26 protein-coding genes and 1 pseudogene are annotated in these 22,753 nt (G+C 57.7%); 17 read left to right on the forward strand and 10 right to left on the reverse strand.

Annotated features, from left to right (window positions below; all coding sequences use genetic code 11):
* Positions 1 to 36 precede the first annotated feature (36 nt).
* A pseudogene (locus N7578_RS19075) lies at positions 37 to 1,146 on the forward strand (glycosyltransferase family 4 protein); the annotation flags it as partial.
* Between the two features lie 231 nt (positions 1,147 to 1,377).
* Positions 1,378 to 2,151, forward strand: coding sequence for a glycosyltransferase (locus N7578_RS23785; RefSeq protein WP_422646734.1), 774 nt, complete (start codon positions 1,378 to 1,380; stop codon positions 2,149 to 2,151).
* Positions 2,152 to 2,252: 101 nt separating this feature from the next.
* Here the strand turns inward: N7578_RS23785 and N7578_RS19080 are convergent, their stop codons facing one another.
* A complete protein-coding gene (locus N7578_RS19080; RefSeq protein WP_311111801.1) occupies positions 2,253 to 2,720 on the reverse strand; it encodes an Lrp/AsnC family transcriptional regulator in 468 nt (155 codons plus the stop codon).
* Between the two features lie 216 nt (positions 2,721 to 2,936).
* Here N7578_RS19080 and trxB point away from each other — a divergent pair, with 216 nt between their 5' ends.
* The 5 genes from trxB (at position 2,937) to N7578_RS19105 (ending at position 6,952) form a co-directional block, all read left to right on the forward strand.
* Positions 2,937 to 3,911 carry a thioredoxin-disulfide reductase gene (gene trxB / locus N7578_RS19085; RefSeq protein ID WP_311111802.1) on the forward strand — a complete coding sequence of 325 codons (975 nt, stop codon included), beginning with the start codon at positions 2,937 to 2,939 and terminating at the stop codon, positions 3,909 to 3,911.
* Positions 3,912 to 3,935: 24 nt separating this feature from the next.
* Positions 3,936 to 4,832 carry a LysR family transcriptional regulator VtlR gene (locus N7578_RS19090; protein WP_311112558.1) on the forward strand — a complete coding sequence of 299 codons (897 nt, stop codon included), beginning with the start codon at positions 3,936 to 3,938 and terminating at the stop codon, positions 4,830 to 4,832.
* Between the two features lie 46 nt (positions 4,833 to 4,878).
* Positions 4,879 to 5,319, forward strand: coding sequence for a hypothetical protein (locus tag N7578_RS19095; RefSeq protein ID WP_311111803.1), 441 nt, complete (start codon positions 4,879 to 4,881; stop codon positions 5,317 to 5,319).
* 158 nt (positions 5,320 to 5,477) lie between these two features.
* A complete protein-coding gene (locus tag N7578_RS19100) occupies positions 5,478 to 5,768 on the forward strand; it encodes a metalloregulator ArsR/SmtB family transcription factor (protein WP_311111804.1) in 291 nt (96 codons plus the stop codon).
* A 71-nt stretch (positions 5,769 to 5,839) separates the two neighbouring features.
* Entirely contained in the window at positions 5,840 to 6,952 is a 1,113-nt protein-coding gene (locus N7578_RS19105; protein WP_311111805.1) for an alkene reductase, read from the forward strand.
* 48 nt (positions 6,953 to 7,000) lie between these two features.
* Here the strand turns inward: N7578_RS19105 and N7578_RS19110 are convergent, their stop codons facing one another.
* Both N7578_RS19110 and N7578_RS19115 read right to left on the reverse strand, forming a co-directional pair.
* Positions 7,001 to 7,390: a DUF6220 domain-containing protein gene (locus N7578_RS19110; RefSeq protein WP_311111806.1), complete on the reverse strand. Its 390-nt coding sequence runs from the start codon at positions 7,388 to 7,390 to the stop codon at positions 7,001 to 7,003.
* Positions 7,387 to 8,430, reverse strand: coding sequence for an NAD-dependent epimerase/dehydratase family protein (locus N7578_RS19115; protein WP_311111807.1), 1,044 nt, complete (start codon positions 8,428 to 8,430; stop codon positions 7,387 to 7,389). The genes N7578_RS19110 and N7578_RS19115 overlap by 4 nt, the downstream gene beginning before the upstream one ends.
* Before the next feature lie 90 nt (positions 8,431 to 8,520).
* Here N7578_RS19115 and N7578_RS19120 point away from each other — a divergent pair, with 90 nt between their 5' ends.
* Positions 8,521 to 9,465 carry a LysR family transcriptional regulator gene (locus N7578_RS19120; protein ID WP_311111808.1) on the forward strand — a complete coding sequence of 315 codons (945 nt, stop codon included), beginning with the start codon at positions 8,521 to 8,523 and terminating at the stop codon, positions 9,463 to 9,465.
* A gap of 6 nt (positions 9,466 to 9,471) precedes the next feature.
* Here N7578_RS19120 and N7578_RS19125 read toward each other — a convergent pair whose 3' ends face one another.
* Positions 9,472 to 9,744 (reverse strand): DUF2188 domain-containing protein, encoded by a 273-nt coding sequence (locus N7578_RS19125; protein ID WP_311111809.1) that lies wholly within the window; start codon positions 9,742 to 9,744, stop codon positions 9,472 to 9,474.
* A gap of 191 nt (positions 9,745 to 9,935) precedes the next feature.
* Between N7578_RS19125 and N7578_RS19130 the strand changes: the two genes are divergently transcribed.
* Positions 9,936 to 11,042, forward strand: coding sequence for a calcium:proton antiporter (locus N7578_RS19130; protein WP_311111810.1), 1,107 nt, complete (start codon positions 9,936 to 9,938; stop codon positions 11,040 to 11,042).
* A 61-nt stretch (positions 11,043 to 11,103) separates the two neighbouring features.
* Here N7578_RS19130 and N7578_RS19135 read toward each other — a convergent pair whose 3' ends face one another.
* A complete protein-coding gene (locus tag N7578_RS19135; protein WP_311111811.1) occupies positions 11,104 to 12,306 on the reverse strand; it encodes a pyridoxal phosphate-dependent aminotransferase in 1,203 nt (400 codons plus the stop codon).
* A gap of 208 nt (positions 12,307 to 12,514) precedes the next feature.
* Between N7578_RS19135 and N7578_RS19140 the strand changes: the two genes are divergently transcribed.
* From N7578_RS19140 to N7578_RS19155, 4 genes are all read left to right on the forward strand, one after another.
* Entirely contained in the window at positions 12,515 to 13,444 is a 930-nt protein-coding gene (locus N7578_RS19140; protein ID WP_311111812.1) for an EAL domain-containing protein, read from the forward strand.
* 186 nt (positions 13,445 to 13,630) lie between these two features.
* Positions 13,631 to 13,888 (forward strand): hypothetical protein, encoded by a 258-nt coding sequence (locus N7578_RS19145; RefSeq protein ID WP_311111813.1) that lies wholly within the window; start codon positions 13,631 to 13,633, stop codon positions 13,886 to 13,888.
* Positions 13,889 to 14,084: 196 nt separating this feature from the next.
* Complete coding sequence (locus tag N7578_RS19150; protein WP_311111814.1) at positions 14,085 to 14,987, forward strand: DMT family transporter; 903 nt, start codon at positions 14,085 to 14,087, stop codon at positions 14,985 to 14,987.
* A 445-nt stretch (positions 14,988 to 15,432) separates the two neighbouring features.
* Entirely contained in the window at positions 15,433 to 15,648 is a 216-nt protein-coding gene (locus N7578_RS19155; RefSeq protein ID WP_003494703.1) for a cold-shock protein, read from the forward strand.
* Between the two features lie 206 nt (positions 15,649 to 15,854).
* On the opposite strand, the gene N7578_RS19160 is transcribed toward N7578_RS19155, so the two are convergent.
* Complete coding sequence (locus N7578_RS19160; protein WP_311111815.1) at positions 15,855 to 16,499, reverse strand: MBL fold metallo-hydrolase; 645 nt, start codon at positions 16,497 to 16,499, stop codon at positions 15,855 to 15,857.
* Positions 16,500 to 16,710: 211 nt separating this feature from the next.
* On the opposite strand from N7578_RS19160, the gene N7578_RS19165 reads away from it, so the two are divergent.
* From N7578_RS19165 to N7578_RS19180, 4 genes are all read left to right on the forward strand, one after another.
* Complete coding sequence (locus N7578_RS19165; protein ID WP_311111816.1) at positions 16,711 to 17,319, forward strand: DUF1236 domain-containing protein; 609 nt, start codon at positions 16,711 to 16,713, stop codon at positions 17,317 to 17,319.
* A 223-nt stretch (positions 17,320 to 17,542) separates the two neighbouring features.
* Positions 17,543 to 18,055, forward strand: a complete 513-nt coding sequence (locus tag N7578_RS19170; RefSeq protein WP_311111817.1) for a MarR family transcriptional regulator — start codon at positions 17,543 to 17,545, stop codon at positions 18,053 to 18,055.
* A gap of 2 nt (positions 18,056 to 18,057) precedes the next feature.
* Entirely contained in the window at positions 18,058 to 18,771 is a 714-nt protein-coding gene (locus N7578_RS19175) for a response regulator transcription factor (RefSeq protein ID WP_311112559.1), read from the forward strand.
* 31 nt (positions 18,772 to 18,802) lie between these two features.
* Entirely contained in the window at positions 18,803 to 20,182 is a 1,380-nt protein-coding gene (locus N7578_RS19180) for a HAMP domain-containing sensor histidine kinase (protein WP_311112560.1), read from the forward strand.
* Positions 20,183 to 20,197: 15 nt separating this feature from the next.
* Here the strand turns inward: N7578_RS19180 and N7578_RS19185 are convergent, their stop codons facing one another.
* From N7578_RS19185 to N7578_RS19200, 4 genes are all read right to left on the reverse strand, one after another.
* The gene (locus N7578_RS19185) at positions 20,198 to 20,539 is read right to left on the reverse strand and encodes a tRNA-binding protein (protein ID WP_311111818.1); all 342 of its coding nucleotides are present in this window, start codon (positions 20,537 to 20,539) and stop codon (positions 20,198 to 20,200) included.
* A gap of 15 nt (positions 20,540 to 20,554) precedes the next feature.
* A complete protein-coding gene (gene proC, locus N7578_RS19190; RefSeq protein ID WP_311111819.1) occupies positions 20,555 to 21,373 on the reverse strand; it encodes a pyrroline-5-carboxylate reductase in 819 nt (272 codons plus the stop codon).
* Between the two features lies 1 nt (position 21,374).
* Positions 21,375 to 21,875 carry a YbjN domain-containing protein gene (locus tag N7578_RS19195; protein WP_311111820.1) on the reverse strand — a complete coding sequence of 167 codons (501 nt, stop codon included), beginning with the start codon at positions 21,873 to 21,875 and terminating at the stop codon, positions 21,375 to 21,377.
* Positions 21,876 to 22,304: 429 nt separating this feature from the next.
* A complete protein-coding gene (locus N7578_RS19200) occupies positions 22,305 to 22,568 on the reverse strand; it encodes an accessory factor UbiK family protein (RefSeq protein ID WP_311111821.1) in 264 nt (87 codons plus the stop codon).
* Positions 22,569 to 22,753 lie beyond the last annotated feature (185 nt).

Here is a 22,753-nt window from a genome sequence, read left to right on the forward strand (position 1 = left end):
TTCTCCCTTGAAATGACACATCTTCGTTCCGCTCGGATGGCTTCATTCGAGCAGAACCTGCTTTGGCGGAAAAGACGGAACATCAATTTGTCTCGGGTCGATCTCAAAGACGTGCAGGTGCTGGCACCGAATTTCAAGCGCAGGCTTTCCGGCGTAACGTCCACCATCATTCAGCTCATTCCCACCCAGAACCGGCTGGGGCAGAACGTTGCAACGATTGGTCCCGGGTTGCCGGATCATCTGCCGCACGTCCGTTTCCGCGACCTCTGGCGACTATGGCAGCCCGGTCCGCTTGGGGGCCCACGTACTTGGCATGCCCGGCGCAATCTCGAAATGCTGCCCGGCATCTTCATGCGCGACTTGCTTCGCATGAAGCTGACCCTTGTCTTTACCTCCGCCTCGCAACGCAAGCACAGCAGCTGGACGAAATTCCTGGTATCGAGGATGGACGCCGTCATTGCGACCAGTTCGAAGACGGCAGCCTATCTTGACGTCCCCGCCACAGTCGTCATGCACGGCGTGGATTCCGCGCGCTTTTCCCCCGCTTCCGACAAGGCTGCCGCGAAAAGTACCCTCGGCCTTGATCCTGCGCTGAATTACGTCGGCTGCTTCGGACGCGTACGCCATCAGAAGGGCACGGACCTGTTTGTCGACGCGATGATCCGCCTCCTGCCGGGCCGCCCGGGCTGGTCGGCCATCGTGGCCGGTCGTGCTACCGCGGACCATGTGGAGTTCGAGAACGGACTCAAGGACAAGGTGCGCGCTGCCGGCCTTTCCGACCGTATAAATTTCGTTGGCGAGCACACGAACATCAACGAGTGGTATCGCGCACTCGACCTCTTCGTCGCCCCGCAGCGTTGGGAAGGATTTGGCCTGACGCCGCTGGAAGCCATGGCAAGCGGCGTTCCCGTCGTTGCGACAGACGTCGGCGCCTTCAGTGAGCTTGTCGCAACCCACTCGAATGAGACGGGCGCGATAATTGCTGCCAACGACCTCGACGCGATGGTGGCCGCCACCACCGGCTTCATGGATGACGACGTTCGTCGCCTTGCCGCCGGGCGCAACGGCCGCGGACACGCGACTTCCCGCTTCAGCATTGAAGGGGAAGCACGATCCATTGCCGAAGTCTATGCCGCCTCACTCAGGGGCAACTTGCTTGACACGCTGATGATCGGCAAGGACTCGAAATTCGGGTTAACCAAGGACATTGAGCTTCTTCTGGCCAACATGGCGGAAACAGCGACCGGCGGACAGAGCGCAAGTGCAGGCATCCGCAGCCGCTCCTGGCTGGAACGCCTTTTCCGTGTCCGCCGCGCACGCCTTGCAATCCACAACGAGCGGGTCTTCCCTCGCTGGTTCTCGGCAGCCGACACACATATGGTCATTCCCAATCAGGAACGCTTTCCACGCCGCCATCTGCGCCGCCTGAAAAAAATAGACCTCGTGCTCGCCAAAACGCGCCACGCGGAAGAAATTTTCCGGTCGCTTGGCGCGCAGACCGCCTATCTCGGCTTCACCTCTGAAGACAGGCTGGACGCATCCGTTCCTCGTGACTGGAGCCGCTTCCTGCACGTCGCAGGCGGCAGCACGCTGAAAGGAACGGAAGACATTCTGGCACTGTGGGAGAAACATCCCGAATGGCCAGAACTGACACTGGTCCAGAAGGAGCATCTGGCACCGAAGAGCGTTCCGGCCAACGTCACCCTCATCAGTGGTTATCTTGAGGACGGCGAGCTAAAGAAGCTCCAGAACGGCATCGGCATACACCTTTGTCCTTCCCGCGCCGAAGGCTGGGGCCACCATATGGTGGAAAGCCTGTCGACGGGTGCACTCGTTATCGCCACCGATGCACCACCGATGAATGAGCTTGTCACGGCCCAGAACGGTATTCCCGTAGCCTGTATCCGCAGTGAGCCGCGCCATCTCGGAACCTGCTTCTTCGTCGATCCGGCAGCGCTGGAAAAAGCGGTCGTGACGGCCATCGCGCTTTCCGAGACAGAGAAAGCAGAACTTGGGCGCAGTGCTCGGAAAAGCTACGAGAAAATCCAGGCCGATTTCCGTACCCGTGTGCGCTCCATTTTCAGACCCGATAACGGGAAAACGGAAACAGATGAACGACAGAAGGCCGATCAACCGCAAGAAAACCAATGAACGACCGCGAAGGTGCGAGCAGCAGTCAGCCCTCGACAGCCGCGGTCGTCATACTTGCGACATCAGGCTGATGGATCAAAAAATGAAAGTGATCTGCCGGTTCAGACCTCGACCAGACCGACGCGCTTGACCTGACGGATCGTCAGCATGGTACGCACGGTGTCGACATTTTCGTCGGCGGTCAGAACCTCGATGACGAAATCCTGAAACTCGGTGAGGTTCTTCGCCACGCAATGCAGAAGAAAATCGCTTTCGCCGGAAACCATCCATGCCTGCCGCACGAGCGACCATCCGGTCGTTGCAGCGGCGAATGCCTTGAGGTTGCTGTCCGACTGGCGCTTGAGTCCGACCATGCAGAAAGCGACGAGGTCGAAACCAAGCTTCGGCGCGTTTAACATGGCGTGATAGCCTTCGATGACACCCGCCTCTTCGAGTTTGCGCACACGCCTCAGACACGGCGGCGCCGATATGCCGACCCGTTCGGCGAGCTCGACATTGGTCATACGACCGTCACGTTGCAATTCGCGCAGTATTTTCAGATCGATGGCATCGAGTTCGACGCTGGACACGGGACATTTCCTTATTCGGCGGGGTACTTCCTTGTACTATTCGGGGCAGGATTCGCAAGAATATGCCGCTACGCGGACACAAAATTACACGCAGATCCACAACTGCCTTGTTGGTAACGCAAGGCTGCCCTTGAATAAAGGCACTAGACAACCTTAAATACCGGCAATTGAAGGGTTGCGGCATTGTCTCGCCCATCCCGCTGAAAGGAACACCCCATGTCTGCCCGCCACACCAAGGTCCTCATCATCGGCTCCGGCCCCGCCGGCTACACAGCCGCGATCTACGCTGCGCGCGCGATGCTGAAACCTGTCCTGATCGCAGGCATGGAACAGGGTGGTCAGCTGATGATCACCACCGACGTCGAGAATTATCCAGGCTTTGCCGATCCGATCCAGGGCCCTTGGCTGATGGATCAGATGCTCAAGCAGGCAACCCATGTCGGCGCTGAAATCGTCAACGACCTTGTGACCGAGGTCGAGACCACGGCACGCCCGTTCGTGGTTCGCACGGATTCCGGCCAGGTCTGGACCGCTGATACGCTGATTATCGCCACCGGCGCCAAGGCCAAGTGGCTCGGCATTGAAAGCGAGCAGCATTTCCAGGGCTTCGGCGTTTCGGCCTGCGCAACCTGCGACGGTTTTTTCTACCGCAACAAGGATGTCATCGTCGTGGGTGGCGGAAACTCCGCTGTCGAGGAGGCGCTGTATCTCGCCCATATCGCCAAAACCGTGACGGTCGTGCATCGCCGTGACAGCTTCCGCTCCGAAAAGATCCTTCAGGAGCGCCTGTTCGCCAAGGAAAACGTCAATGTGATGTGGAACACGGAAGTGGCCGAGATCACGGGCGCCCCCGCCAAGCCGCCGATGCCACCGTCCGTTTCCGGTGCGAAGCTGCGTGACACGAAAACCGGCGAGATCACCGAGATGCCGATCGATGGCGTCTTTGTGGCAATCGGCCACGCTCCGGCCGTGGAACTGTTCAAGGGCAAGGTGAAGCTCAAGGACAATGGCTACATGTGGACAGCGCCCGATTCCACCGCCACCAGCGTGGAAGGCATCTTTGCCGCCGGTGACGTCACCGACGACACCTATCGCCAGGCCATCACCGCCGCCGGCATGGGCTGCATGGCAGCGCTTGAGGCCGAACGTTATCTGACCGCACAACAACCGCTTGCAGTCGCAGCCGAATAACCGAAAGGCAGGGTAGGCATGGCAATGCCATTGGACTGGGACAAACTGCGCATTTTCCATGCTGCCGCGGAGGCGGGTTCGTTTACCCATGCGGCAGACAAGCTGCATCTGTCCCAGTCGGCCATCAGCCGTCAGGTCAGCGCACTGGAGCAGGACGTCGGCGTCAAGCTGTTCCACCGCCACGCCAGAGGTCTGATCCTCACCGAACAGGGCGAGCTTCTGTATCGCACCGCCCATGACGTGCTGCTGAAGCTTGAAACCGTCAAGATGCAGTTGACCGAGACGACGGAGAAGCCGAGCGGCAAGCTGCGTGTTACCACCACGGTGGGTCTTGGTCAGGGATGGCTGACGGACAAGGTGCAGGAGTTCCTGCAGCTTTACCCTGAAATGTCCATCCAGCTCATTCTCGACAACGAGGAGCTGGACGTGAACATGCGGCACGCAGACTGCGCGATCCGTCTGCGTCAGCCGCAGCAATCGGATCTCATCCAGCGCAAGCTGTTTACGGTGCACATGCATGTCTACGCCGCCCCGTCCTACATCAACCGCTATGGCGAGCCGCAATCGATCGAGGATCTGGACAACCACAAGATCATCTCGTTCGGCGAACCGGCCCCCAACTACCTGCTGGACGTCAACTGGCTGGAGAATGCAGGACGTTCATCCGACAACACCCGCACACCGCACCTGCAGATCAACAGCCAGACCTCGATCAAGCGGGCGTGCCTGCTGGGTATAGGCATTGCCTGCTTGCCGGATTACATCGTCGGGCGCGATCCAGGCCTAATACAGCTGTCGCTGGCGGCGGATATTCCCTCGTTCGATACCTACTTCTGTTATCCTGACGAGATGAAAAACGCTGCAAAACTGAAAGCATTCAGAGATTTCATCGTTGCCAAGGCGCGCAACTGGAACTTCTGACGCAAAAACAGGGTGCAACAGAACATCAGCAAGCAGGATCAAGCCGTTGGGCGACAATCCCGAGGGCTCTCAAACTGTGCGTGACCGGACAGATTTGCATAAAAAATATACCGGAAACATGCAGAATTGCACAGAGCGCATGCCTGACCTGCACAAAAAAGAGTTGATGGCTGCACAAAAAAGCACCATATCGCACTCAGCTGATGCACACGGTGGCTTTCCTCCCAGTTCCACCGCATCAGCTGTTCCCCTCTGGAGGTTTTTAACCTTCACACTTAAAAGGGCCCTGGATCTTTCCGGTGGCCCTCTTTTTTTGCCCGCAATAATTTTCCGCAATTCTCCAGAATACCGCGAAATACAACCTTGTTTTGCAACCGCTGCAATCCCATATGTAAGTCAGCTGCCGCGGTTGACGTTTACGCGCTGGGCAGCTGTTCCCCTCTGGAGGTTTTTGACCTTCAAACTATCAGGCCGCGGAGAAATCTAGCGGCCTTCTTTTTTCCTGACGGCCACATTCCTGGTCAGGCTTCATGGGTTGCGCCAATCCCTTCTAGACAGTCGCCGGCACCGTTCACGGAAGTGTGAGTTTAATATCGGAATTTATCGATATATAAATCGCCAATATCAGATTTAAGAGAAACGCCAATGAACCCGGAGGACATCCTCAAAGCCATCTCGCATCCGGCAAGACTGAAATTTCTGGAGTGGCTGAAACACCCGGAAAAACATTTTTGCCAGGATCATCCGTTCAGCATGGGGGTGTGCGCCAACCAGTTTCAGGTCGGCGGACTGTCCCAATCGACAGTCTCTTCGCATCTCGCAATCCTGCAGGGCGCTGGCCTCATCAAATCGAAGAAGGTCGGCCAGTGGGTATTTTTTGAACGGAACGAGGAAACGATCGACGCATTTCTCGACTATCTGAAAAAGAACCTCTGAGCCTCCCAAGCTTCGAGCCGCTTGCGCGGATGACCGCGCAACTTTGCCAACCGACCAGAAAGTGAAGTCGTATGACCAGTCTTTTCGAACCGGCACAGGCCGGCGATATCACGCTTTCCAACCGCATCGTCATGGCACCCCTTACCCGTAACCGTTCGCCGGGTGCAATCCCCAACAACCTGAACGTCACCTACTACGAACAGCGCGCGACGGCCGGGCTGATCGTGACGGAAGGCACCCCGATTTCCCAGCAGGGCCAGGGTTATGCCGATGTTCCCGGCCTATACAAAAAGGAAGCCATCGAGGGCTGGAAAAAGGTGACGGATAGCGTGCACGCCGCTGGCGGGCGCATCGTCGCCCAGATCTGGCACGTCGGCCGCATCTCGCACACCTCGCTGCAGCCGCATGGCGGCCAGCCAGTGGCACCGTCCGCAATCCGCGCCAAGTCCAAGACCTATATCATCAATGACGACGGCACCGGCGCATTTGCCGAAACCTCTGAGCCGCGTGCCCTGACCCTTGATGACATCGGACTTATTCTGGAAGATTACCGCACCGGCGCGCGTGCCGCACTGGATGCGGGCTTTGACGGCGTGGAAATTCATGCCGCCAACGGATATCTGATCGAGCAGTTTCTGAAGTCCAGCACCAACGAGCGCACCGACCAGTACGGCGGGTCCATCGAGAACCGCGCCCGCTTCCTGGTGGAAGTCGTTGATACGGTGGCCAAGGAAATCGGCGCGGGTCGCACCGGCATCCGCCTCTCTCCTGTGACACCCGCAAACGATATCTTCGAAGCCGATCCCCAGCCGCTTTACGACTACGTTGCCGAACAACTCGGCAGCCGTGGCCTTGCCTTCATCCACGTCGTTGAGGGTGCAACCGGCGGCCCGCGTGATTTCAAGCAGGGCGACAAGCCTTTCGACTATGACGCCTTCAAGACTGCCTATCGCAATGCTGGCGGCAAGGGTCTGTGGATCGCTAACAACGGTTACGACCGCGAAACGGCAATCGCGGCCGTCGGGGATGGCAAGGTCGATGCGGTCGCCTTCGGCAAGGCTTTCATCGCCAACCCGGATCTGGTTCTGCGTCTGAAGACCGGTGCGCCGCTGAATGAACCCAACCAGCCGACCTTCTACGGCGGCGGCGCGCAGGGTTACACGGACTATCCGGCCCTCGCCTGATAAAATACCGGACACCGCGCTTTCGTAAAGAAGCGCGGTGTTTACAGTTCAAAGACGCTTTCGCGCCTGCCGTGCCACGAAATCGGAAAATGCGCCTATGATAAATGCATTGGGCACATGCAGCGCCTGAAGAAAACCGTTGCCCGCTTCCCGGCCGATGCTCATCAGCCCGACCTGCAAGCAGTAAAGAACCAGCAGGACCGAGGCACGAGAGAGGTTTTGGCGAAGATCGTCGTAGCGCAGCGCCAGCAGCACCATGGAAACGACAGGAAGCGCAATCAGCATTCCTAGCGCCTTGTGTGCTTCAAGCAGCGAGCCGTCGTAATAGATTGACAATCCCGCCAGCAACACCTGCACGAAAATCAGCACCGGTATGCTTGCCGAAATCAGGACGAACACCTTGTACGGACCGGTCGCGCCCGTGGTCGGGGTGGTCATCGCCCCCTCCCCGCTGCCCCGGCAAGGTGATGCCCATCCGATGACAGGTCGCGTTCCGGTTCAAGACAGCCCAGTCCCGCAAGGGTTTCCGACACGGCTAGGTCGATTGGCGTTTGCGGTTCCTCACCGAGAAACTCCACGAGCCTGCGGTTGCTCATCCGGATCGGCATGCGCCAGAGATATTCCATCTCCACCACTTCTCGGAACAAAGGCACGAATGGTGCGGCCAGCTTCAACAATCGCCATGGCACCCGACGCATCCTGACGGGATCGCCGGAAACACGCTCGATAGCCCTGACGAGCTGAACGCCGTCGAAATCCCAGAAACCGTCCATATGAAAGACCGCAAAGGTCGAAAGCTCATCTGCCCGATCCAGCAGCCGGCCGATTGTTTCGGCAACATCCGGCAGATAGGCCCACTGATGCCCCGCATGAGGATAGGCGGGGTTCGAGACGCTGCGAACGGGTTTGCCAGGACGGACCAGCATCTGCGAAAACCAGTTGTTTTTCGCCCCGGGTCCGAAAAAATCACCGGCTCGGACAATCAGTACCGGAACACCACGGACTGAGGCCTCCCTCAGCCGTCGCTCCATTTCCTTGCGCAGTACGCCCTTGCGGGTGAATGGATTTTGCGGACTTTCCTCTGTCAGAACCGGAAAGGCATCGGCGCCGAAATTATAGACCGAGCCGGGAAACACGATCCGCGCGCCCACAGCCTTCGCCGCAGCAATCGTGTTGTCCAGCATCGGCAGAACCTGCGTATCCCAGTTCTGATATCCGGGTGGGTTGACCGCGTGCACGATCAGATGGGCGCCCTGTGCCGCAATCATGACGTCTTGCGGATTCAGCGCATCGCCAGCCACATACTCGATATCGCCCTTTACCTTCAGAGACATCGCCCGGCGTGTCATTGCCCTCACCCGCCAACCGCGTCGCAGGAGCGCCTTCGATATCTCACCGCCCACGCCACCCGTCGCCCCGGTCACAAGCGCGAGGCGGGTACCATCCTGTACCGAAACCTTGTTGTTTTCAGAAATCATTGCCGTCACTCCATTATCTGCGCTGGAGTATCGGGCGGTTCTGGATTATACGAAATTGTCGAAATAAGTGGATCGGTCATACAAAATCTTATGATAAAGAGCCGCGACGTCAGCTGGGACTTTTACCGCACCTTTCTTGGCGTGCTCCGGGATGGTTCGCTCTCCGCTGCCGCCCGTGAGCTGGGCATTACCCAGCCGACCGCCGGTCGCCATATCGGAGCGCTGGAAGAAGCAATCGGTTTCCCGTTGTTCATTCGCTCACCGCATGGACTGATGCCAACGGAGGCCGCACTTGCACTGCGCCCCTATGCGGAAAATCTGGCGGCCACCGCATCGGCACTCATGCGCGCCGCGTCCGGCGAAGTCGGCAAGATCGAAGGTACGGTCCGTATCAGTGCGTCGGATATCATCGGGGTGGAAATACTGCCCTCGATCATCACCGCTTTGCAGGAAACGCATCCGAAGCTGGAAATAGAGCTTTCGCTATCCGACACGCTGGAGGATCTGTTGCGACGCGAGGCGGATATCGCCATTCGCATGACCGAGCCGCAGCAGGACGCGATCGTGATGCGATACATCGGTAATTTCCGGTTGGGTTTTCATGCCACGCGCAAATATCTGGAAAAAGCCGGGATACCGGCTGAAATGAATGATCTCGATGAACATCGCCTGATCGGTTTCGACCGTAAGACGCCGTTCATCCGTGCGGCGATCCAGAACATGCGCTCACTCAAACCGGAAATTCCTGACGCTGAGGAGATTTCGTTCTCCGTCCGCGCAGATAGCAACCTTGCCCAGCTGGCGATGATCCGCGCCGGCGCCGGCATCGGCGTCTGCCAGATCGGAATGGGTCAGAAAGACCCGGAACTTGTGCGCGTTATCAACCACATCGACATCCCGCTACACACCTGGGTAGCCATGCACGAGAACCTGAAGACGTCGCCAAGGTGCCGCGCTGTTTTCAGCGCGCTTGTCGATGGCTTGAAAGCCCATCTGAAAGAGACGGACCCGGACGCGCCGCCCCAGAGGCGGTAAAAGCGCTCAATATTGTCTTGCCTGCGATTGACGGGAGGTCTTGTCCACGATCTCCGCCTCCGGCCGGTCACCGCCTTGGCTATATTCCTCGTGCCAGCGGCCCGCTTCATCCTGATAGCTGATCTCCTCGTCATCTCCTCCGACCTGCTGCTCTGCGGCAACGATGCGCGCAGCCTGGACGGCATCGGAATAAGACGGGAATGTTTCGGAATAAGCGCCATTCAGCCGATAGGCAAAACCTCCATCATGTTCCACGATTTCATACACCACTTTGGTCATGCATGCTTCCTCCTGATTCAGGCGACATGGCATTGACCGCGCTTCAAAACGTGGCGTCCGGCGGACACCACTGCGCGGGCGGCATGTCCTCGATCAAACCACTATCCTCCCAAAAACGCGTCAACGCAAATCCTGCTTGATCTGAAAGACGATACGTCACAGCCTGCTGATCATCAGGAAAAGGGAAAACAATGGCAGGTTCAATTCTGAGACAGGAGCGCATGTTGCTGCTGGCTATACCAGCGGCGATTATCGCCTATCTGGCTGAGCATACGGTATTCGAAGCTGGCAAAACGGCCTCACTCATCGCCGCTATCGCCCTGATCGGTCTGATCGTTCTTGTATCGATGCGGGTCGCACATCATGCTGAAATACTCGCCGCCAAGGTTGGCGATCCATACGGCACGATGATCCTGACGCTGTCGGCAGTGGCGGTGGAGGTTCTGATCCTTGCGATCATCATGAGCGAATCCAGCTCGCCGACCCTGGTGCGCGACACGATCTACTCCGCCGTCATGATCGATATCAACGGCATCCTCGGTATCGCCGCGTTGCTCGGCGGTCTGCGTCATGGGGAGCAGCCCTATAATGATGATTCCGCCCGCACCTATGGCGTGATGATCCTGACCGCCATGGGTATATCGATGATCGTTCCGGAATTCATACCCGAAGCGAAGTGGCACTTTTATTCCGCCTTCACCATCTTTGCCATGATCGCGCTCTACGCCCTCTTCCTGAAAATGCAGGTGGGTCCGCACAGCTACTTCTTCAGTTATGCCTATCCCCGCAGAGCCCAGCCGGGTGGTCACGCGGAAGATGGTCATGGAACAGATGAGGAAGAAGGCAGCATTTCGCTGTCCATTGGCCTCATCATCGCCGGCGTGGTGCTGATCGGCGTACTTGCGGAATTCATGTCGGCCTTTCTGACCGAGAGCATCGAGGGATCAAACGCACCGCCCGCGCTGATGGCGGTCGTGGTCGCGACGATTTCGGCATCGCCTGAAATTCTCACCGCCCTGCGCTCTGCCCTAAGAAACCGCATGCAGGCAGTCGTCAACATCGCCATGGGCGCGTCGCTCTCGACCGTGATCCTGACCGTTCCGGTGATGGAGGGCATAGCGCTCTACACCGGCCAGCCCTTCGTCATGGCCATGACGCCGGTGCAGACCGTCATGGTTTTCATCACCCTCATTGCCGCCGCCATCAACCTCAACGATGGCGAAACCAACGCCATAGAGGGAATGACGCATTTCATTCTCTTCGCCACCTTCATCATGCTGCTTTTCCTCGGACTTTGATCCGCCGGAAAACAAAAAAAGCCCGGCATCTCTGCCGGGCTTCTTCAAAAAGGCGGTGTGCTTAGCGGCAATTTGCGCAGAAGCGCTGGATGCGCTTGCAGGCTTCCTCGAGCAGGGCTTCCGACGTCGCGTAGGAAATGCGGAAGTTCGGGCCAAGACCGAAGGCCGAGCCGTGAACCACGGCAACACCTTCCGTTTCCAGAAGCTCGGTGACGAAATCCTCATCGGTTTCGAGAACCTTGCCGGACGGAGCCGTCTTGCCGATAAGGCCAGCGCACGACGGGTAGACGTAGAAAGCACCTTCAGGCGTCGGGCAATTGATGCCCTTGGCCTGGTTCAGCATGGAAACGACCAGATCGCGGCGGCCTTCGAAAATCTTCTTGTTCGCCGGAATGAAATCCTGCGTTCCGTTCAGCGCTTCGACGGCAGCCCACTGTGCGATGGAGGTCGCGCCCGAGGTCTGCTGACCCTGGATCATGTCCATGGCCTTGATGAGCGGCAGCGGACCGGCAGCATAACCGATACGCCATCCAGTCATCGCGTAAGCTTTGGAAACACCGTTCATGGTCAGCGTGCGGTCGTAGAGCGCAGGCTCGACTTCGACAGGCGTGGCGAACTTGAAGTCGCCGTAGGTCAAGTGCTCGTACATGTCGTCCGTCAGGATCCAGACATGCGGGTGCTTGAGCAGAACGTCGGTCAGAGCCTTCAGTTCGTCATGGCTGTAGGCCGCGCCCGACGGGTTGGACGGCGAGTTGAAGATGAACCACTTGGTCTTCGGCGTAATGGCCTTTTCCAGGGCTTCCGGCTTCAGCTTGAAATTGTCTTCCAGCGTGGTGTTGACGAAAACCGGCGTGCCGCCGCAGATCGCCACCATCTCCGGGTAGCTGACCCAGTACGGGGCCGGAATGACGACTTCATCGCCGGGGTTCAGCGTTGCCATGAAAGCGTTGAAGAGAATCTGCTTGCCGCCGGTTCCGACGATCGTCTGCTCCGGCTTGTAGTCCAGGCCGTTCTCGCGCTTGAACTTTTCGGCAATCGCCTTGCGCAGTTCCGGAATCCCCGAAACAGGTGTGTATTTCGTTTTGCCCGCGTTGATCGCGGCAATGGCTGCTTCCTTGATGTTGTCGGGCGTATCGAAATCCGGCTCACCTGCGCCAAGGCCAATGACGTCGCGACCCTGAGCCTGCAATTCGCGAGCTTTCTGCGAAACGGCGATGGTGGCGGATGGCTTTACGCGGGAAAGAATGTCGGCAAGGAAGGCCATTTTTATCGGTCCTGTTGAAGTTGACATCAGCAGAAGCCGGAAAATGCAGCTTTCTGCGGCATTTTCTATGTCGAAAGACACGCCGTCTTTCAAGGCCAAAAGCCCGTCTATTTGGAATAACGAAGATTTAAATATTGCTTAACCCGGAAGTAACGCTTCAGCGATAAAATCATGACGTGAAATCGTGTGTTTTGCGGCTGGTAAAAATATGGCGCAGAAAAGCATCTTCTCCAGTCTCGTTCGCGAAGCCAACGGAACCTGGTGCACGACATACCGCAACTTCAGTTTGAGATCGGCTTTGCAGCCGATATTTCGAAGAACTGACCGCGGACCTCTGGATATCGATTCCTTCGAGGGCCTCGTACGCCCCTATCGCGGCGAGGAGGCGGTGACGCCCGGCGAATTCTTTTCTCTCGTCGCACAGGAAGACATCGAAAATATCGACAGCATCCTGCGTACGGTTCACATTCTCAACACCGGCTGCCTGGATCGTTCCCGCGCGCGCATCTTCGTCAACTTCCACCCCGGCCTCTTCCAGACACCTGCCAAGATGCGGCAGGAGGTGGAGCGTATGCGCCTTGCTGCCCACGAGGCTGGCATGACGGCCGATCGCATCGTCTGCGAAATCTCCGAGAAAAAGGCCTCCGATACCCGCATGGTGGCGGATTTCGCCTATCACATGCACGACATCGGCTTTCGCGTGGCGCTCGATGACTATGGCGCAGGCGACTCCGATATCGAGCGCGTCAAGCTCATCAAGCCAGACTACGTGAAGTTCGAGCCGGGCTGGGTTCAGGAGTTCATGAGCAACTCGGCAGGCGCCGCATTGTTGCGCCTCATCGTCAGCCAGTTCCGCAACGACGGTATCGAACCCGTGTTCGAAGGACTGGAATCACGATGGCAGGTCGATCTCTGCGAGGAGCTCGGCGTGGTGCTGATGCAGGGATATGTTCTGGCCAGACCCGAACTCGCGCCGACAAGTTTTGATGAGCGTTTCCCAGAACTTAGCGGCGAACGTTTCAACATGTCGACGAGAGCGGAGCGGGCGATTTCAGGCCAGCCACTCTTCAAGGAAGAGCGGCTCACGGACATTCGCCAGCCACGGCAGACGAAAACCTTTGGAAAGCGTGGCGCCTGACACCACGGACCGCCGTTAACCCGCGCCTTCATATTGCCACAATAAATACTGTGGAACGCCCGATTTCCGTCTCCAAGCAGTCTATTTCAAAGCCTTTTCTGTTCGTTCAGAGCAGGGACAAAAGGCAACTGGACGATGTTTACCAACGACCGGACTTCCGTAGAAAGATTGCGGGCGAAAAGAACATTGTTTTCCGTCTGGATGGCAATCGCAGCCTTTCTTGTCATCGTCACCATGGCCGCCGGCATCGCGACATCGGCAGGCGCAACGGAAATGGTTGACACCCTGCAGACCGCTTCCATCCCCCAGTCCGTTACCGCCACACCCGGCGGAAGCAACACGCTGCTGATCGTGCTGTCAGCTGCCGCCTTTTCCGGTCTTGGGATCGGCGGCGTGATCCTGACGCGGCGCAGCCTGAAGGACGAAGCGCGCCGTTACAAATAAAGACAGCCGCATCAACCAGCGGGATCACGCTCCCGACCCCTCGGTCATTCATGCCCGCCCGTCGCCCGGCTTGCAGCGCTGTGGCCTTGCTGATAAAGCAACCGGCAAACGTCGGATCGACAATTCAATAAAATCCCGAATTCCGAGGGCCGCGAGATCGACATGATCCGGCTCCTCCTCTGCTTTTGGTACCATCATGACGCGTGTTCAGGCCAATCTGGTGCTTCTTCTCGCTGCGGCGATCTGGGGAGGCGGTTTCGTCGCCCAGTCCTCGGCTATGGCGTCCATTGGTCCGTTCTGGTTCGTCGGCCTGCGTTTCGCCATCGCCACGATTGCCGTTCTGCCATTCGCCCTGATGGAAAACCGCTCGCTCAAGGCCCCACCCAGCAAACGTGACCTTCGCGCCTTTGCAATCGTAGGACTTGCCCTGTTCGGTGGCGCGACAACGCAGCAGGTTGGCCTTCTCACCACCACCGTCACGAACTCCAGCTTCCTGACCGGCCTCTACGTGATTTTCGTCCCGGTGATCGCGGTCGTGCTTTATCGTCGTCATCCCCACTGGATCGTCTGGCCCTGCGCATTGATGATGCTCGGCGGAATTTTCCTTCTGTCCGGCGGCGCGTTCGAGGCGCTCACTCAGGGCGATATCCTCAGCATCATATGCGCCTTCTTCTGGGCGATCCAGATCACGCTTGCGGGCCGCTTCGTGTCAGAAACGGGAAGGCCGCTCGCGCTGTCGTGCACTCAGTTCGCGGTTTGCTCCCTCTTGAGTTGCATGATCGCCGTCGTTTACGAGCCGATCAGCATGGCCGCCATCTCCGGTTCGCTTGCCGAGATATTCTATGTCGGCCTTGTATCTTCCGGCCTCGCCTTCGTTCTTCAGGTCATCGGCCAGCGCTATACGACAGCACCCCAGGCCGCGATTTTTCTCTCATCCGAAGCGCTTTTCGGTGCCTTGCTCGCATCGATTTTTCTCAACGAAACGATTTCGGGCCCAGGTTACGTTGGCTGCCTGATCATCTTCGTTGCCATCCTGATGGTCGAACTCATTCCCGAATTGACGAGAAAACGCCGAAAAAGCCTTCCTGGCGCGGCGTAACGCCGAAAAGAACCATTTTTTCCGCTTTGATGAAAACCGGCACTCAGCCGCTAGAAATTTGCCGAAAACATCAAAACGATACGGCGATTATTTCATCAGCACGCCAAAGTGCGGGAAAAATATGCGCTACCGTTTATTTGCTCTACCGCAGGTTTTTTATCTGAGAAAAAGCCATTGAAAACTTTTGCTTGCCAATTTCAAATAAACGCATCACTCTACCGCGGTTCGGGCAATTTGCGAGCATGGGAAGGCCTATAAATTTGCGCACCGGGGACGCTATAAACTTCGGGCGGCGGGACGAAAAACGTTGGATGAGAACGCCATTACTTCCCGTTGCGAAGGTCCATTTTCTCAATAGTCAAAAACTGCCTGCCAACGCCCACGCGGGGCAAAACTGTAATGCTGCCTGTAGCTGAACGCGGGCAGAGCGAAAAGGACCTGATGCATGGCCGAGACTGGCACCGTAAAATTTTTCAATACCGACAAAGGCTTCGGCTTCATCAAGCCAGACAATGGTGGCGCTGATATCTTTGTTCACATCTCCGCCGTACAGGCTTCTGGCCTGTCCGGTCTTTCTGAAAACCAAAAAGTAAGCTTCGACACGGAACCGGATCGTCGCGGTAAAGGCCCGAAGGCAGTCAATCTGCAAATTGCTGGCTGACCCGACACGGCTTTTTCTTCTAGTTGAAGCCCGGCAGGAATGCCGGGTTTTTTTATTCACGCAGCAGAGATCAACAGAGACTGCCCGCCAGACCCGGTACAGACACGCCTGCACAACCGGTGATCGTTTTTGCTACGATAACAGAGCCCAAGGCACGGCTTGAAAGTCGCGGTGCCTCAGCTGAAACATCGCGACACGCGTCGGGATCAGATCCCGCGAAGATAGGGGTTCGTGCGACGCTCTTCACCGAGACGCCCACCCGGTCCGTGACCGCAGATGAAACCGACCTCATCACCGAGCGGCAAAAGCTTGTCGCGAATGGACGCAATCAGCTGCTCATGGTTGCCACCGGGCAGATCGGTACGCCCGATGGATCCGGAAAACAGAACATCACCGACATGAGCGAACTGCTGATCGCGGTTGTAATAGATGACATGGCCCGGTGCATGTCCGGGGCAATGATAGACCTCAAAGACATGCTCGCCGAAGGAAACCCGGTCCCCGTCGTTCAGCCAGCGGTCAGGCAGAACATTCTGCAACCCGTCAATGCCGTATTTCTCAGCCTGCGCTTCGATCCGTTCGAGAAGCGGGCGATCATCTTCATGCGGTCCAACGATCGGCAGCGAGAGTTTCTCTTTCAATTCCCTGGCGCCACCGGCATGGTCAAGATGACCGTGTGTCAGCCAGATTTCCTTGAGGTCGATGCCGTTTTCCGTAACGACCTGGAGAATGACCTCTACATCACCACCGGGATCAACGATGACCCCTTCCTTGGTATCCTGATCGAAAAGGACGGTGCAGTTCTGTTCGAACGGCGTAACAGGAATGATGCCTGCCTGTAGTTTTCCCATTTTGTCGTCTCCTGCACCAAAATTCCCGTTTTCTATAACGCGCGCGCCTCCCCGGCACAATGCAACAGGCGCGTTCGTTTTCTCCCTCAATTCCCTTTAAAATCAACGGAACGAAAGGAACATACCGGTTCCAGCCGCTCGCGAAACAAAAAATCTTGGAACGGACGGACCGGTTTGACGTTTAGCTCCCGTCTTAGAAGGAGTGAGACACATGGACAAAAAGCTGAAACTACTCATAGCCGGCGGCGCTTTCGCGCTCATGGCCGGTTACGCCAATGCCGCCATGGTCGCCACAACAGCATCCGATATTTCCGTACGCTCCGGCCCCGGTGAAGACTATCCCGAGCTTGGCCTTGCCACGCGTGGTAGTAATGCCGTTCTCGACGGATGCATGGAGGGGAGCGCCTGGTGTCGGATCGAGGTGAACGGCATGAGAGGCTGGGCGCATGCCGATTATCTGAACGTGATGTACGAAGGTGCACCCGTACTTCTCGAAGAGCGTCGCAGCGACCTGAATATACCGGTCGTGACCTATGAAAAGACCTCAAGCATCCAGGCCGAACCGAACCCGGGTGATCCGAACCTTGGTCGTGTCGCGGATGTCGACGCCATCACCCCGCCTGAAACCGTCATCACCTACATGGACAGCCATCCGGCGGATGTCGTGCAGATCGATGGCGATGTCGTGGTCGGCACGACCTTGCCATCAGATTCACCGCTCGTCGCGATCCCGGACTACGAATATAGCTACGTACGCGTAAACGATGTTCCCGTTCTCGTGGAACCCGGCACACGACGCATCGTCTACGTCTACAGATAACGGTACAAATCGCCAGATAAACGTCGAAGAGCGCGGACGATCCGCGCTCTTTTCTTTTGCAAACGATACCCGCACAATTACGGTTGCACCCGCACCCGCACCATATTATCCAGCGCAACAGAAAATGATCGGCGACATCCTCCCGAGCGGGCGCGTTTTCGGCTATGTTTACAGAATATTGGCGTATAGACGCGCTCCAGCCGCAGACTTTGAAGGAACAGCAGTGCCACCGCAATCGCTCAAGAACGCAGCCACGAAGCAGACACCTGCACTTCCGAAGGTTGATGACGGGAAGATTGATTTCGACACGATAGAAGCACTGTTCTTTGCCTATCGCGACTTTGTATCCGACCCTGACGTCATTCTTTCGAAGCTGGACTACGGCCGGGCGCACCACCGCGTCGTCTATTTCGTCAGTAGACAGCCCGGCATGACGGTCGCGGATTTGCTGGATACGTTGCAGATCACCAAGCAGAGCCTTGCCCGCGTTCTCAAGCAACTCATCGATGACGGATACATACGCCAGATGGCGGGTCCGGAAGACCGCCGGCAACGCCGCCTCTACCCCACCCTCACGGGACGGGAACTCGCACTGGCCTTGAGCGAGCCGCAATCGCGCCGCATCGATCGCGCACTGGAAGGTCTGGAACCCGACGCCCGCAACTGCGTACGAAAATTTCTCGCGCAGATGCGAAGCACCACACCCATCGAAAGCGCTCCTTTGGAAAGCGAATGACCATGGCGACAGCTCCGACGAAACGCCCACCCGCGGAAGACGATGCGGCCCATCTGCTGATCGTCGATGACGACGCCCGTATCCGCGATCTGCTGCAGCGTTTTCTCGGAGACAAGGGCTACCGCATCTCCGTCGCAGCCGATGCGGCGGAAGCGCGCCGCAAGATGCTGGGCATCCGTTTCGACCTGCTCATTCTCGACGTGATGATGCCGGGTGAAAACGGTCTGTCACTCACCCGTTCCCTGAATGAAGACAAATCCGTTCCGGTCATTCTCCTGACTGCCCGCTCCGAGGCAGATTCCCGTATCGCGGGACTGGAAGCGGGAGCGGACGACTATCTGGCCAAGCCCTTCGACCCGCGTGAACTGGTTCTGCGCATCAACAACATCCTGCGGCGCAATACATCGCCAGACACGCCGAAGATCGAACAAATCATGTTCGGTCCCTTCAACTTCTCGATCCCCAGGAAGGAACTGCGGCGCGGCGCGGAATCGATCCGCCTGACGGATCGCGAGCAGGAAATCATGCTGCTTTTCGCCCTGCGGGCCGGTGAAACCATTCCGCGCCATGAGCTTGTCGAAGCAGATTCCGATGTCGGCGAGCGCACCATCGACGTGCAGATCAATCGCCTGCGCCGCAAGATCGAAGATGATCCCGCCAACCCCGTTTATTTGCAAACCGTCCGCGGTATCGGCTATCGCTTGAGCGTAGATTGAACGGCGCGGCAACGAAAACGGGCGCATGAGCATGGCAAGCCTCGATTTTCTCAATTCTGTGAGGAACAGCAGCATAGCGAGGAGCTGGCGCTCCTTCGGCAGGCTGGTCCGGCACTGGCTACCGACCGGGCTCTACACGCGCTCGCTCATCATTATCATCCTGCCGATGATCCTGCTGCAGGCGGTCGTCGCTGCGGTTTTCATGGAGCGTCACTGGCAGCTCGTAACGGAACGCCTTTCCTCTGCCGTAAGTCGCGATATCGCCGCAGTGATAGAGCTGTTGCAGACCGATCCGGAAGAGGACGACTATCAGCGCGTCATCAGGATCGCCCGGGAAAAGCTGGAACTCAGCGTCTACATCGAACCAAAGTCTGACCTTCCGCCACCCAGGCCGGAACCGCTGTTCTCCATCCTCGACCGGATACTGGCAGACCAGCTGACACAGCAGATCGGAAGGCCGTTCTGGATCGACACCTATGGTAACGGCTCCCTCGTGGAAATCCGTATCCAGCTCGAGAACAAGACGCTGCGCGTCTTTACCCGCCGAAATGCGGCCTATGCCTCCAACACCCATATTTTCCTTGTCTGGATGGTTGGCGCATCGCTGGTCCTGATCGCCATCTCCATTCTCTTCCTGCGCGGGCAGATCAAGCCGATCGAGGCGCTGGCGCAGGCGGCCGAGAGTTTCGGCAAGGGCCAGAAGATCACTGCCTATTCACCACGCGGCGCAGACGAGGTGCGGCGCGCCGGCCTCGCCTTCATCCTCATGCGGGAACGTATCGAACGGCAGATGGAGCAGCGCACGGCGATGCTGAACGGAGTGAGCCACGACCTGCGCACCATTCTCACCCGTTTCAAGCTGCAACTGGCGCTCGCCGGCGATAATCCGGACCTCGAGGGGCTCGATCAGGATGTCGACGACATGCAATCCATGCTGGAGGCCTATCTGACGTTCGCGCAAACCGACGTGGAAGAAAATGTCGGGACGCTGGCGCTCGTTCCGCTTCTGGAAAAGATAAGGCATGATTTCTCGCTGAACGGCAAGACGTTCAGCTACGAGCTTTACAATGTCGAAAACATCATCGCGCGACCAAACGCTCTTTCGCGCCTCGTCGCAAATCTTGCCGCCAACGCTCAGCGTTACGCCACGAGCCTACACATCGACATTCGCAAGGCGCCACGCTCGATCATCATGACCTTCGATGACGATGGCTCGGGCATTCCCGCCGAGTCGCGCCAGGATGTGTTCAAGCCGTTTTTCCGGCTGGATGAGGCGCGCAACCTGAACGCCTCCGGTACGGGTCTTGGCCTGTCCATCGTCCGGGACATCGCCCGTAGTCACGGAGGCGACGTCTCGCTGGATGACAGCCCGATGGGCGGATTGCGGGTTATCGTGAAAATCCCGGCGTGACCTGAACCTGAAGGTTCAGCACATCTTCTCGCCGTTCGGCACCGCACGTTCGACAGCAGCCAGCACGATGTCGCCATTGCCGTCGGCGAAGCCCAGCGTCAGAACCTCTGAACGGAACGGGCCGATCTGGCGCGGCGGAAAATTCACCACGCCCAGAACCTGCCGTCCGATAAGGCTTTCAGGCGTATAATGCGCGGTGATCTGCGCAGAAGATTTCTTGACGCCAATCTCCGCCCCGAAATCGATTTTCACCTTGAAGGCGGGCTTGCGCGCCTCCGGGAAAGGCTCGGCCTCGATGATCGTGCCGACACGGATATCGACCTTCTCGAAATCGGCGTAGGAAATCTCACTGCTCATGCCTGAAAAACTCCCTCAGCCCGCCAGTTCCTCAGCGCGCTTTTTTGCTGCCGCCACGGCCTTGTCGAACAGGGGCTGCATGCCGTCATCCGCCATCAGGACGGAGAGCGCCGCAGCGGTAGTGCCGCCGGGCGATGTCACGTTCTGGCGAAGACGCGATGCCTCGTCGCTCGATTGATGTAACAGCTCACCTGCCCCGGCCACGGTTTCACGCGCCAGCCGCATCGCCACATCTGCAGGAAGACCGGCCTTGCGACCGGCTTCCGCCATGCACTCCACCAGATAGAAGACGTAAGCGGGGCCGCTGCCGGAAACCGCCGTCACCGCGTCGATATCGCCCTCCGCATCCACCCATTCGACGGGACCGCTGACTTTCAGCAGGCCATCGACCACGGATTTCAGCTCGGGCGTAACCGCCGCATTGGCATAAGCGCCGGTAACACCGCGCCCGACCATGGCAGGCGTGTTCGGCATCGCGCGCACGGCTGCGACATCGCCGAAATGCGAAACGAATGTTCCGATCGTCGTGCCTGCCGCAATGGACACCACAACAGTCGATGGTCCGATCAGCGGCTTCAGGGTCGGCAGCACGACTTCCATCATTTGCGGCTTGACGGCAACGAACAGAATGCCTGCGGTGACACCTTCCGGCGTGCTTTCGCTATGCCGGGCACCCGCCTCGGCAATGGTCGTCTTCATGGCATCGGAAGGCCGCGGATCGACAACGATGACCTGCGATCCGGGTACGCCCTTCTTCAACCAGCCCGCCAGCAATGCGCCGCCCATGTTGCCCGCCCCGACGAGGACGAGCGGACCGGAAGCCTTGTAAACCATCTTATGCTTCTCCGACTGTCTCGAACATCACCGCTTCGATCGCGGTTTTCGCGTCCAGTCCGGACCAAACGACGAACTGGAACGCCTGGTAATACTGCTCGCAGGATTCGAGAGCGCTGGAAAGCAATACCTCGACCTGCTGGTTATTAGGCTCGGCTCCGCCGGCCAGCAGCAGCGACTGACGGAAGATCACAACGTCTTCCTGGCGCCACAGATCGAAATGACCCATCAGCACCTGACCGTTGACCTGAGAAAGCAGGCGAATGACCTCGTTGACGCGCTGATCAGGCACCTTGATATCGAACGCGCAGGCAAGATGCAGCGCCTCGAACTCTTCCATCCATGAAAAGGAGACGTGGTAGTCGGCCCAGTGACCGGCCACCGTCATGGCAATTTCGTCCTCGCCCGAACGTTCGAACGACCAGTCGTTCATCGAAGCGACTATCTCGATCATGTCCACTGGGTTGGACTGACGTTCAATTTCAAATTCCATCAGGCTCATGCGGCACCTTCTCAGCCGGGATAGGATGTTACGTTTTGAACGCCGGGCACAAAACTCACATACAAACCGGATTCAACATTTGAGACGATTGCCCGACACCACCAGAATTACGCATTCACCCTGTCTGGAGCTTACCAGGTTCGTTTCGAATCATCATTTAAAATCAGTGTATAATGCGCGAGTCCCACTGCCACCCCTCGAAGGTCATTTTTGCTTTTTGAGCAGTGGATATCTTCTCCCCTATTGCCTCAGGCGAGAGTCATAACCGACTCTGACAATTGTGTTTTTTCCATGTGTCCACAGGCCGGAAAATTCCCCCTATGGTTTTGCAAAAAGACCCCCTCGGAACATGTCCGCTAACGAAACGGGCAACAAAAAACCGGACCCGCAGAGCGAATCCGGTTTCCATCGATGAAGCAATTTTTCCTGTCAGTCTTTCGAAGCGGACAGTTTCGCTTCGAGTGCCTCGATACGGGCACGCAGCGCATCATTTTCATCGCGGGCCTGAATGGCCATCTCGCGAACGGCATCAAATTCCTCGCGCTTCACGATATCCAGACTGTTCAGCCAGCGATCCGCCTGTGCATGAAATGCAGATTCGACTTCCTTGCGCATCCCTTGGGCAGCGCCAGCCGCATCCGTCATCAGCTTTGCGAATTCATCCAGAAAACGGTTCGTACCCGTCGTGCTCATGGCGCAGTTCCTTCGTCAGTTGAAAGAGCATCAGGCTCCATCCGGTTGATATATTTCAGGTAGGCACTCGACTGCCGCCTTGCAAGCAAAATCGCATGATCTCCTGCTTTCCCTGCGGCCGAAGACACAATAGACAACAGCAAGAATCACCTTGACCGCCGACACTTCAATCGCCATTTTCCCGG

The sequence above is a fragment of the Agrobacterium tumefaciens genome (genome assembly GCF_031801495.1).
GTDB lineage: Bacteria > Pseudomonadota > Alphaproteobacteria > Rhizobiales > Rhizobiaceae > Agrobacterium > Agrobacterium tumefaciens_K.

Coding starts and splice junctions, on each gene's coding strand:
- N7578_RS19165 (WP_311111816.1), top strand. CDS start 16,711: ATGGACAAAAAGCTGAAACTACTCATAGCCGGCGGCGCTTTCGCGCTC.
- proC (WP_311111819.1), bottom strand. CDS start 21,373: ATGGTTTACAAGGCTTCCGGTCCGCTCGTCCTCGTCGGGGCGGGCAAC.
- N7578_RS19130 (WP_311111810.1), top strand. CDS start 9,936: ATGGCAGGTTCAATTCTGAGACAGGAGCGCATGTTGCTGCTGGCTATA.
- N7578_RS19175 (WP_311112559.1), top strand. CDS start 18,058: ATGGCGACAGCTCCGACGAAACGCCCACCCGCGGAAGACGATGCGGCC.
- N7578_RS19200 (WP_311111821.1), bottom strand. CDS start 22,568: ATGAGCACGACGGGTACGAACCGTTTTCTGGATGAATTCGCAAAGCTG.
- N7578_RS19155 (WP_003494703.1), top strand. CDS start 15,433: ATGGCCGAGACTGGCACCGTAAAATTTTTCAATACCGACAAAGGCTTC.
- N7578_RS19120 (WP_311111808.1), top strand. CDS start 8,521: ATGATAAAGAGCCGCGACGTCAGCTGGGACTTTTACCGCACCTTTCTT.
- N7578_RS19160 (WP_311111815.1), bottom strand. CDS start 16,499: ATGGGAAAACTACAGGCAGGCATCATTCCTGTTACGCCGTTCGAACAG.
- N7578_RS19125 (WP_311111809.1), bottom strand. CDS start 9,744: ATGACCAAAGTGGTGTATGAAATCGTGGAACATGATGGAGGTTTTGCC.
- N7578_RS19115 (WP_311111807.1), bottom strand. CDS start 8,430: ATGATTTCTGAAAACAACAAGGTTTCGGTACAGGATGGTACCCGCCTC.
- N7578_RS19090 (WP_311112558.1), top strand. CDS start 3,936: ATGCCATTGGACTGGGACAAACTGCGCATTTTCCATGCTGCCGCGGAG.
- N7578_RS19185 (WP_311111818.1), bottom strand. CDS start 20,539: ATGAGCAGTGAGATTTCCTACGCCGATTTCGAGAAGGTCGATATCCGT.
- N7578_RS19110 (WP_311111806.1), bottom strand. CDS start 7,390: ATGACCACCCCGACCACGGGCGCGACCGGTCCGTACAAGGTGTTCGTC.
- trxB (WP_311111802.1), top strand. CDS start 2,937: ATGTCTGCCCGCCACACCAAGGTCCTCATCATCGGCTCCGGCCCCGCC.
- N7578_RS19135 (WP_311111811.1), bottom strand. CDS start 12,306: ATGGCCTTCCTTGCCGACATTCTTTCCCGCGTAAAGCCATCCGCCACC.
- N7578_RS19105 (WP_311111805.1), top strand. CDS start 5,840: ATGACCAGTCTTTTCGAACCGGCACAGGCCGGCGATATCACGCTTTCC.
- N7578_RS19140 (WP_311111812.1), top strand. CDS start 12,515: ATGGCGCAGAAAAGCATCTTCTCCAGTCTCGTTCGCGAAGCCAACGGA.
- N7578_RS19150 (WP_311111814.1), top strand. CDS start 14,085: ATGACGCGTGTTCAGGCCAATCTGGTGCTTCTTCTCGCTGCGGCGATC.
- N7578_RS23785 (WP_422646734.1), top strand. CDS start 1,378: ATGGTCATTCCCAATCAGGAACGCTTTCCACGCCGCCATCTGCGCCGC.
- N7578_RS19100 (WP_311111804.1), top strand. CDS start 5,478: ATGAACCCGGAGGACATCCTCAAAGCCATCTCGCATCCGGCAAGACTG.
- N7578_RS19195 (WP_311111820.1), bottom strand. CDS start 21,875: ATGAGCCTGATGGAATTTGAAATTGAACGTCAGTCCAACCCAGTGGAC.
- N7578_RS19180 (WP_311112560.1), top strand. CDS start 18,803: ATGGCAAGCCTCGATTTTCTCAATTCTGTGAGGAACAGCAGCATAGCG.